This is a genomic window from Pseudomonas sp. NFPP04, from assembly GCF_900113815.1.
Classification (GTDB): domain Bacteria; phylum Pseudomonadota; class Gammaproteobacteria; order Pseudomonadales; family Pseudomonadaceae; genus Aquipseudomonas; species Aquipseudomonas extremorientalis.
The window spans coordinates 1-11,247 of sequence record NZ_FOQS01000023.1; the positions used below are offsets into that span (position 1 = coordinate 1).

Annotated in this window: 3 protein-coding genes; all 3 read right to left on the minus strand. The window is 62.2% G+C overall.

Annotated elements, in window-relative coordinates; genetic code table 11:
* Positions 1 to 512, minus strand: a 512-nt coding sequence (locus tag BM017_RS28550; protein WP_139216890.1) for a dermonecrotic toxin domain-containing protein, incomplete at its 3' end; no start/stop codon positions are given.
* A gap of 104 nt (positions 513 to 616) precedes the next feature.
* Positions 617 to 6,658, minus strand: a complete 6,042-nt coding sequence (locus BM017_RS28555) for a dermonecrotic toxin domain-containing protein (protein ID WP_170856132.1) — start codon at positions 6,656 to 6,658, stop codon at positions 617 to 619.
* 107 nt (positions 6,659 to 6,765) lie between these two features.
* The coding region (locus BM017_RS28560) for an NEL-type E3 ubiquitin ligase domain-containing protein (protein WP_305883223.1) at positions 6,766 to 11,247 on the minus strand (4,482 nt) is incomplete at its 5' end.

Genomic DNA, 11,247 nt, shown 5'->3' on the forward strand with positions numbered 1-11,247 from the left:
CCAGTCGCCGCCTGGACCACGAACCCCGAGGAGGCATGAAAGGCACCGGCTTCGCATTCCGCGGCTTCGAAATTGTGCAGGGCGGCTTGCAGCAGCGGCAGCTTGAGCGCCTCGAACGAGCCGGCGGTGACGTTGAAGACACCCATCGTCACGCTCTTTCTCAGGCAGATGTAGGTCTTGTCGACGTCCAGCTCGACCTTGAACTGATCCTTGAGGGCCTTGATCAACAACGGCCGGGCGAAGGTGTCGATGTCCTGCAACTGGGACATGGCGTTGTCCAGCGTGCTCTGGGCCGTGAAGCTGGCGGCGATGCAGTCCATAAGTGATTGGCGTTGCGCCGCAGAGGCGTGCTGGTACCAGTCTGGCAGTGCGTCGGGCGCGGTCTTGAGTGCATCTAACTGTTGTGGCGTGGCTTTTTTCAGCCAATCGGGCACGGAATTCTTGAGGAACGTGTCGTGTACGCTTTTCGACACGGGGGTAGTGGCTTCGACGGGCGAAGGTTGAACCGTCATGCGGTCTCTCCTGAGGTAGTGGGAGCAGACAGCAGATCACGTCAGTGGGCGGCGCCTGGGGTAGATAAAACAGCGCCAGGGTGCGAACCCCGGCGCCCGGTGAGTCAGGTGACGGGGTTGGCTTGCAACTCTGTGCGTGTCAGGGTCTCCATCAGGCTGGCTTCCTCGATCGCCAGTTGGGCCTGCAGGTCCTTTGCCTGGTGCTCGTAGTTGGCCTGGGACAACCGGCCCTCGGCGTGTTGGCGGTGCAGGGCCTCCAGGCTGGTGTGGAAAGGTTCGCTCTGCGCTTCGAACCGAGCCCGGTACTTGTGGGTCAGGTACTCCTGCCAGAAATCCCGGGAGACCAGGGCCTGGAACTCGGCCGGCGAATCGTTCAGCTTGAGGATGTCCTCGCGGGTCTTTTTCAGGGCCTCTGCGCTGACCCTGCCGCGGGTAAAGATCGCTGTCTGCGGTTGTCCCGGCAAATCCAGCTGGTCCGGGTCCTTGAGCTCAAAGCGATAGGCCAGCCTGATCTCGACCTCTTCGAGCAGGGCGATCCGCTGAGCTTTTTCGACCGCCGACAAAGCGGGGTTGTCATTGATCGCCTGGGTGCGCCGGGCGATGTCCTGCAGCGCGGCCTTTTCCACCTCATCGAGGCGGAACAACCCCCTGGACAGTTTGATCAACGCGGCGCCCTGACTCACATCGCTGGCCAGTGCCTTGGCGTTGTGCACCATGGTCATGACCTCCACGTTACTGAACGACAGCCCGGCGCGGTCACAGCAGGTCGGACGTCCGGCCCACTCGAACATCTGCTCGCGCAGCGCCGCGGATTCCACGGTGTTTGGCGTGATGGCATCGATCACCGCCCACACCCGGGCTTGCAGGTCTGCATGGCCGGCGGTGGCCTCTCGCATGTCCTTGAGCATGGCGAAGAAGCCGTCACTGCCTGGCTGTGCGCGCAGTTGCTCCCACTGGGCCATGCGGGTGCTGATCTGCGTGGGGGACATTGCTTGCATCCAGCGCCGCGCCTGCGCCTGATCGATGGCTTGGGGGCGTGGCGGCGGCAAGAGCCGCAGTGCCGAGGAGACCAGGTTGTCGGGGTGGTCGACCGAGCTCAGGCCCGCCTGTTCAAGCCGCGCCCGGTAGTGGTTCAGCTGCTCTCGCGCCGCCTCGGTCAGCGGGTTGCCCGTGAACTCGATGAGGTGAGTGAGCCTGGAGGACTGCGCCAGTTGTTCGTCAGGTGGATTGATGAGGGCCTCGGGGAGGCTGGAGATGCGGTTGCCCGCCAGATTGATCTGTACCAGCGACGGTTGTGCACCAAGCCCGGTCGGGAAGCTCTCGAGTTCGCAATTGCGCATGTTCAACGTACGCATGTCGGTGATGGCACTGAAGTCCGGAGCGACGCGCAAGGGGTTGTAGGCCAGGGTCAACAGGCGAAGCGTTGACCGCTGGGCCAGCACCTGAGCGGTGTGCGCGCTGAGCTGGATCTGGTTGCCGTGCAGCCACAAGCGTGTCAACCCGTTCATCTCATTGAGCGCCGCCGGCAGCTCGCGCAGTTGGTTCTGCGATATATCCAGCCAGCGTACCCCGCGATGACGCAGCAGGAATTGCTCGGGGCTGGTGCTCAACTGCATGTTGTTCAATTTGAGCGAGCCGACGTGGCTGAAGTCCGCATCCAGCTCCGGCAGGCTCTGCAGGTTGAGGCCGCTGAGGTCCAGTTCCAGGCCGATGGGGGTGCCATCGAAGGCCAGTTTGGCCGGCGTTTCCTTGCGCCAACAGGCGATGATCCGATTCTTGGCGAGGTAACGATCATCTCGACCCAGAGCATTCAGCGCACGCTGCTCGGTGCGAACGTAACCGGTGCCGGTGCGGTTGTTGACATTGCCGCCAGCGGAAGCCCAGGTATTGAGCTGCGTGTTGAGCTGGGCGAACTCCCGTTCCAGGCGTTGCAACTCTGCTTCCAGGCCTTCCCCCAGGCCCCAGATAAACTGCCGGGTCTCCAGCGCGTTGCGATTCGGGTACAACGCACGCGCGCGTTCAAGCGGCGGGTTGCTGATGTCAAAAACATCATGGGTCTTGATCAAATCCGGACGCTGATCTCCCAGGCGCCGCCAGTAAGCGTCGAAACGCGAACGGTAGGTGTCGGGGAGCGGGTTGCCTTTCAGGAAGGTGACATTGTTGATCCCGGCAATCGCCTCCAACTGTTCGGGAGGTGGGTCGAGATACAGGTCGGGCACTTCGCGCAGGCGGTTGCCGCGCAGGTTGAGAAATTCCAGGCCGGTTTTGTCCTGCAGGCCGGTCGGCCACTGCTCGATTCCGGTATAGGACAGGTCCAGTCTTTTCAACCCGTGCATGGCGCTGACGTCCGGAGTGCGACCCAGGCGGTTTCCCGAGAGCTCCAGGCTTTCCAACGGGTGCAGCGCGCTGAGTTGCGCGGCGCTGTCCGGGGTCAGGACGATCTTGTTCTGGCTCAGGCGCAACTGGGTCAGCCGGGGCATCCGATCAAGCCCTTCGGGGATTGTCGTGAGTTCGCAATTGACCAGGCTCAGCTTTTCAACCTGGGTGAAATTGTTCAAGAAGGTTTGAGCGTTGGCGCTCCATTGACGGGTGTGCAGTTCCAGTTCGGTCACATGGCTGAAATCTGCCGTGAGCGCGGGCAGGTCCAACGGCATGCCGCTGATGAATTTAAGCGCAGTGCCGGACTCCCGGCGCCAGCAACGCTTGATGTCCCTGGCGACCGTGCCGGCATAGCCGCCGGCGCGGTCGAACTGGGAGCCCGCCGTACGCGGCTTGTTGGCCTCGACCCAGGTGTTCAGGTCGTCTTCGAGCTGGCGGTATTCGGCTTCGCGCCGGGTCAGTTTTGACCGTACATCACTGCCCAGTGACTCAATGAAGGTGTCGACTTGCGCGTCGCTGAAAGACGGATAGAGCTTGCGTACCCGCTGGGCTGAGCTGCTGAGCCGGGCCTTGAGTTTCTCGAAGCCGCGCCCTCCACCGAGCAGGCGCATCGTGGGGTCGTAGGCAGGTTTACGCACCGGGTGTTCCAGCAACAATGCACGCAACGCTTCGCGGGGCAAGGGCTGGGACTGGATGGCGGCGCGCAATTGCGCGGCGTCGGCCAGCTTCATGTCGATACGCTCGCCGGGTGACAACGCGTTGACAATGGCGTCGTACACATCCGTGGAAGGGTTGCCTTCGAACTGCCCGTCACTGAGCTGCACCAGGGTTTTAACCGGCGTGCTGTCCACCTCGCCGATGGCATCGAGCAACAGGTCCTCGGCATCCCCAGGCATACGCTGGCGCAACTCCACGCGGGTCCCGCGGCGCCAGCCTGGCAGGGTTTCCAGGGTGCGCAGGGCCAGGCGCTGGCTATCGAGGTCGAACGGTGTGTTCAGGTGCAGGTTTTCATAGGCCCGGGATACCCGGGTTTCCTGTTCGGCCCACTGCGCCAGCTCGGCGAGCGTGTCCGGCAGGCGCGCGCTGGCGCGAAAGGCCTCTAATTGCTGGGCACTGAGTTCGCTGAGCAGTTGCTCGGCGATGCGCGTCGGCAAGGTGGGAAAGGCGTCCTGCACACGCTGCACATCGGCGTCGGTGCTGGCCGTCAGTTGGCGGTAACGTTCCTGCACATACGAGGGCTTGATCGATTCGACAAACTCACCCAGTTGCCGGCGCAGCTTGGCGGCCCGCATGGGCAGAGTGTCCTGGGGCGAGCCTGGTATGTCGACCAGGTCGGGGTCGGTGCCTTGCAGGGTACCCAGCACCTCGCGCAAGCCTTCGCCGCGCTCCAACTGCTGCTCCGTGAGCAGGACCGTGCGCCTGCGCTGGGACGGCAGGGAGGGCGCGTCATCCCAGAGCACGCGACCCTCGACGTCGATCACTCGCAGCGGCGGGGAGCCGGACAGCAGGCCGCGACGCTTCATCAGGTCCAGTTGAGCCCCCAGGTCAGCCTTGGGAAACACGAAGGGGTCAGTGCTTTTGAGCTGCTGGATGAATGTACTGACCTGCTGGTGGATTTTGAAGCGCTGCAACGAATCGGCCAGCAGCAGCGGCGTGGTGTCGCTGTTCATATGGGTTTCGCGCAAGGCATCGGCGGTGACGCCACTGGCGTGTTGGGCGTTGAGCAATTGCTCGGTGTCCAGCGGCGCGGTGGTATGGCCCAGGCGCCTGAGCGCCGTAGTGTCGTCCCAGTCCAGGGGATGCTCGCCCTCGTGACGCCATGCTCCTTCGTGGTTTTGCGTGAGCCTGGGTGAGTACGCCTCTGGGCGTGTGGGGTGCGCAATGCGGTATTCGGCGTTTTGCGCGTCATGCGTTACCCGGTAGGGGTGGCCTTCCAGCGGCAGAATCGTTTGCCCCTCGTGGCGGTACAGCCCCTGTGCATCCGGTTGGGCATCCGGTGCCAGATTGACCCCCGCCCGGTAAGGGGCCAGGTCGGGTTTCCACAGGCGGGTCTTGCCATCGGTGGACATCACCGGCAACGTCGCTTCGACGACCGGCTCGGCAGGCACCGGGATCAATTTGGCAAAGCCTCTTCCCGCCCCCACCATGGCCGCCAGCATCACCAGGTTTTGCGCCACATCAATCAGGTGTGCCTTGGCCGCTTTGCGATCACCTTCCGACCATTCCCTGACCCCTTCGAAGGTGTCCAGCAACAGCTGTGTACTCATCACCGCCATCATGGCTTCCCCCAGTGCCGGTATGAACATTGACACGCCTGTAAACAGCAGCATGCCGATATTGAGCAGCTGGGCCAGCTTGCGTGAGCGTACGCGTGCGTCCACGTCGGCGGTGGGCACCGCGTGTGCGCGGGCGTCGGCGTAGAGTCTGGCGCGATATTGTTCGTAGAGGTAGGTCCACAGATCGAGGTTCTCACCCCAGAACCATCCACCGTGTGCCGGCGACGTAATCACCGGGTCCAGGTAAGGGTCCGGATTGGGCACTTGCCGGGGCGGCGCAGGCGGTGGCATTGGGTGGACCGTGCTGAACATGTAGAACGGGTCGATCCCCCGGCGTATTTGATCGATCAGGGCCTGATAGGGCGCGAGGTCCTGGAGGATGGTGGTGTCCGGGGCGTTCTGGGTGAACTGGCTGAAATAGTCCGCGCGCTCCGCATAGTCGACGAACTGGCTGAAGAAGCGCTGGTAGACGGTTGGCCCATCCTGCGCTGACGGCGGTGTGTCAGGGGTGGTGAACCGTTGCTTGAACAGGGGCTTTAGCTGGCCCAGGGTATAGCGCTTGAGCGGGGCCTGCGGATCGCCGGGAACGTACAGCAGCAACTCGCTCCCGTTATGAAGTTCGCCACTGACCAGGAACACCACCACACCGGTGAGTCGATGTTGTGCCAGGCTCAGGTCGCGCAACCAGATGCGCTTGCCGTTGAGCACCGGCTCCTTTTCTCCGGCGATCACCGACAAGACCATGCGGTAGTCGGCCTCGGTGATGTCATTTTTCAAGAGGGCCTGCTCAGCCGCCGCGCGCAGGGCGCACTTGTGCGCGGCAGTGAAGCGTTCCTGCAGGACGGCCTGCGCCACCGCGTTATCGGGCTCCAGGAAACCCTTGAGGTAAGCCTGGTATTTCGCGCCGATATCCAGCGAACGACACAGCCCGGTGAATTGCTCCACGGTCAAGGTCGTGGTGATGGGGTTATAGCAGTCGCCGCTCGCCGCCAGGACCACGAACCCCGAAGACGAATGAAACGCGCCGGCTTCACATTCCGACGCTTCGAAGTTGTGCAAAGCCGCTTGCAGCAGCGGCAGCTTGAGTGCTTCGAACCAACCGGCGGGAATGTAGTACTCGCTGATAGACACGGTTTTTCGTAGCCGGATGAAGGTCTTGTCGACATCCAGTTCGACGTTGAACCGATCTTTCAAGGCGTTGACCAACAGGGGCCGGGCGAAAGTGTCGAGGTCTTGCAGCCTGGACAAGGTAGTGTCCAATTGGCTCTGTGCGGCGAATTGGCTGGCGATGCTGGTTTCAAAGGCGCTGCGTCGGGCCGCCGGGGCGCGCTGATACCAATCGGGCAATTCCGTGGAGGCGGTTTTGAGCGCATCCCTTTGTGACGCGGTGGCCTTTTTCAGCCAATCGGGTACAGCGTTTTCGAGCAAGGCGTGGTGCTGGCTGTCTGACACGGGGGGCGGTGTCTGATCCGCCGTGGATAAAACGGGCATGGGTGCACTCCTGCAATGATGAAGTGCGCAGCAGACCATGCCTGTTGGCGTTTGCCGGGGTAGATAGGTCAAGCGATGCCAGAGCGTGCAGCCCTGGCACCGGGCGGTCAGGTGATCGGATTGGCTCGCAACTCTGTGCGTGTCAGGGTCTCGATCAGGTTGGCTTCCTGGATGGCAAGCTGGGCTTGCAAGTCCTTGGCCTGTTGGTCGTAGACCTTCTCGGTCAACCGCCCCTCGCTGCGCTGGTCGTACAAGGCCCCCAGGCTTTGATGGAACGGCTGGCTCTGCGCTTCGAACTGCGCCTGGTATTTCTGAGTCAGGTACTCCTGCCAGAAATCCCTGGCGACCAACGCCTGGAATTCAGCCGGTGAATTGTTCAGTGCGAGAATTTTGTCGCGGGTGTCTTGCAAGACCTCTGGTTTAACTTTGCCGCCGGTGTATCGCGCCGTCTGTGGTTGGCCCGGCAAGTCGAGCTGGTCGGCGTCCTTGAGCCCAAAACGGTAGGCCAGGCGGATTTCAACTTCTTCCAGCCGGTTGATCTGTAGGGTTTTCTCCTCGGCCGACAAGGCGGGGTTGTCATTGATTGCTTGGGTACGCCGGGCGATATCGTTCAGCGCGGCTTTTTCCACTTCGTCGAGGCGGAACAACCCCCTGGACAGCTTGATCAGGGTAGCCCCCTGATTCACATCGCCGGCCATCAACTTGGCGTTGTGCACCATGGTCATGACCTCCACGTTGCTGAACGACAACCCGGCGCGGTCACAGCAGGTGGGCCGGCCCGCCCATTCAAATACCTGTGCCCGCAGCGCTTCGGATTCGGCAGTTTTTTGCGTCATGGCGTCGATCACCGCCCAGACTCGGGCCTGCAAGTCTGCATGGCCTTCGGGCAGTTCCTCCAGGCCATTGAGCATCGCGAAGAAACCGTCACTGTGGGGTAGCTCTCGCAGTTGCCACCATTGGTTGTGGCGTTTCGCTAGTTCCTGTTGGGACAGGTCCCTTACCCAGCGTTTTGCCTGTACCAGGTCGGGAACTTGCACCATCAGTGGCAGCCTCTGTTCCACTATTGAGGTAACCATCCGGTTGGGCTGTGCAAGCGAGCTGTGGCCCGCCAGCTCAAGCCGCGTCTGGTAGACATCCACCTGTTGGCGCACCGCCTCGGTCAGCGGGTTGTTACTGAGGCCGGTCACCCGGGTGAGCCGGACGGACTGCGCCAGTTGTTCATCCGTAGGGTTGATGAGCGAGTCGGGAAGGCTGGTGATGCGGTTGCTCGCCAACTCGACCTTTGTCAGTAACGGTTGTGCGCCGAGCCCGCCAGGGAAACTCTCCAGTTGGCAATTCTGCATTACCAGCACCCGTAAGTCGGTAATAGCGCTGAAATCCGGAGCGATGCGCAAGGGGTTGTTGCCCAGGCTCAACAGCCTGAGTGTTGTACGTTGGGCCAGCACTTGCGCAGTTTGCGTAGTGAGCTGAATCTGGTTTTCGTGCAAAAACAGACGGGTCAGCCCGTTCATCTCATCAAGGGCTGTCGGCAGCTCGCGCAATTGGTTTTGCGACAGGTCCAGCCAGCGCACCCCGCGATGGCGCAGCAGGAACTGCTCGGGGCTGGTGCTCAACTGCATGTTGGTCAATTTGAGCGAGCCAACGTGGCTGAAGTCCGCATCCAGTTCCGGCAGGCTCTGCAGGTTCAGGCCGCTGAGGTCCAGTTCCAGGCCGATGGGGGTGCCATCGTGAGCATGTTGCATCGGCGTTTCCTTGCGCCAGCATTGGACGATGCGTTCCTTGGCCAGGTAGCGATCATCTTGAGCCAGGGCATTCAACAAACGCTGATGGGTGCGCACATACCCGCTGCCGGTGCGGCTGTTCAGGTTGCCGCCTGCTGAGGCCCAGGTATCGAGTTGCCTATTGAGCCCCTGGAATTCTTGCTCAAGGCGTAGCAACTCTGCTTCGGCGCCGTTCCCCAGCCCCCAGATAAACCGCCGGTTCTCCAGGCGGCTGCGGTTCGGGTACAGCGTGCGCGCACGTTCAAGCAGCGGGTTGCGCATATCGAAGGCGTCAGTGTTCCTGATCAGGTCCGGACGTTGTTGGCTCAGGCGCCTCCAGTAGGCGTCGAAGCGTTCGCGATAGGCGTCGGGAAGCGGGTTGTCGTCGAGCAAGGTGACGCTGTTGATCTTGGCGATGGCCTCCAATTGCTCGGGCGGCGGCTCGAGCAGTACCGCGGGAACTTCGCGAAGCTGGTTGTGGCTCAGGTCGAGAGAGGTCAGGCTGGTTTTGTCCCGTAGGCCCACCGGCCATTGATCAAGCCCGGTAAAGGACAGATTCAGTCGTCTGAGGCTGTACATGAAGCTGAAATCCGGGCACGTACCCAGGCGGTTCCCCGAAAGATCGAGGGTTTCCAACTGTCGCAAAGCGCTCAGACGGGCGGCGCTTTGCGGGGTCAGCACCAGATTGTTCGCATTCAGCTCCAGATGGGTGAGGCGGGGCATTGCCTCGAGCCCTTCGGGCAGTGCTTTGAGGTCGCAGTTTTCCAGCCTCAGCTTTTTGAGTTGGGTGAAGTTGCCCAGAAAGGTTTGAGCATTGCTCGACCAGCGTCGGGTTAACAGTTCAAGCTCGGTGACATGGCTGAAGTCTGCCGTCAGCGCGGGCAGGTCCAGGGGCATGCCGCTGACGATTTTCAGCGAGGTGCCTGTCTCACGGCGCCAGCAGCGCTTGATATCCTTGGCAACCACCGCGCTGTACCCGCCCGTTCGTTCATAGTCGCTGGAAGCCACACGTGGGATGTTGGTTTTGACCCACTGCTTCAAGTCGGCTTTGAGCTGGCTGTACTCGGCTTCCCTCAGGGCCAGCTGGCGGCTTGTATCGCTGCCCAGTGACTCGATGAAGGCGGTGACTTCTGCATCGCTGAAAGACGGGTAAAGCCTGCGCACCCGCTGTGCCGGGCTGTTGAACTGCGCCCTGAGCATGTCGTAGCCGCGCCCGCCCCCCAGCAAGCGCAGGGTGGCGTCGTAAGTGGGTTTGCGCACCGGATGCTCCAACAGCAGGGTGCGCAAGGTGTCGCGGGGCAAGGGCTTGGCCGCGATGGCATCGCGCAGTTGGTGGGCGTCGAACAGCTTCAGGTCCTGACGTTCACCGGCTGACAGTGTGTCCAGTATGGCCTGGTACATATCCGTCGAATCCGGCCCTTTGAATTGCCCGTTTTCCAGTTGGACCAACGTCTTGCCTGGCGTGCTGCCGGCCTCGCCGATCGCGTCGAGCAATGGGCCGTCGGGTGAGTGCAGGCGTAACTCCACGCGGGTGCCCCGTTGCCAGCCCGGCAAGGTCTCCAGGGTGCGCAGGACCAGGCGTTGGCTGTCGAGCTCGGACGGCGTATTCAGGTGCAAGTTTTCATAGGCCCGAGACACGCGGGTTTCCTGCTCGGCCCAGCGTGCCAGTCCAGCCACCGTATCCGGCAGGCGCCCGGTGTTGCGTAACGTGGTCACGTCCTCGGTACTCAGCTCTTTGAGCAATTGCCCCGCGATGCGCGTCGGCAGTTTGGGGAAAGCCTGCTGTACGCGCTGTATGTCGGGATCGTTGCTGGCTGTGAGTGTCTGATAGCGCTCTTCCAGATACGACGGCTTGATGCTCTCGACGAATTCACCCAATGCCTGGCGCAGCCCGGTGGCCCGAGTGTCGAGCGTGTCCTGGGGCTGGCCCGGGATGTCGAGCAGCTGTGGGTCGGTGTCCTGCAGCGTGTACAGCACCTCACGCAATCCCTCGCCACGGGCCAAATGTTGCTCCGTGAGATAAACCGCACGCCTGAACGGCGATGAAGGATGGGGTATATCCTCCCACAGGACTTTGCCCTGGGGATCCACAACCCGTAGCGGCGGGGTGCTGGACAGCAGGCCGCGACGCTTCATCAGGTCCAGTTGCAGGCCCAGGTCAGCCTGGCTGTAGACGGCGGGGTCGGCGCTTTTGAGTTGCTGGATGAATGCGCTGACGTCCTGGTTGAGTTTAAAGCGCTGCAACGAATCGGCCAGCAGCAGGGGGGTGGCTTCGCCATTAAAGTGGGCTTCGCGCAAGGCGTTGGCGGAAACGCCGCTGGCCTCTTGTGCCTTGAGCAACTGTTCAGTCTCCAGGCCTTCGGTGGTATGGCCCAGGCGCCTGAGTGCGGTAGCATCGTCCCAGGCCTGCGGGTTTTCACCCTCGTGGAGCCAGGCGCCTTCGTGGTTGTGGGTCAGCTCGGGTGAGTAGGCCTCGGGTCGGGACGGGTGCTGGATGCGATACGCGGCGGTGTCCGGGTCTTTGGTCACCTGATACTGCCGGTCCTCCAGCGTCAGGTACGTCTGCCCTTCGTGTGTGTACAGGCCATGCGCATCGGGCCGGGCATCGGGTGGCAGCTTGACCGGCGTTTCATAGGGTTTCAGGTCGGGTTTCCACAAGCGGGTTTTTCCATTGGGCAGGGTAACGGGTTGCAACCCCTCGACCACCGGTTCGGCCGGTACCGCCGTCAGTTTGGCCAGGCCTTTGCCTGCGCCCACCATGGCGGCCAGCAGCACCACGTTCTGTACCACATCCAACCAGTGGGCCTTGGCTGCCTTGCGATCGCCTTC

What these genes read in the sequence shown, in the direction of transcription:
- BM017_RS28555 (WP_170856132.1), bottom strand. Translation starts at nt 6,658, where the DNA reads ATGCCCGTTTTATCCACGGCGGATCAGACACCGCCCCCCGTGTCAGAC.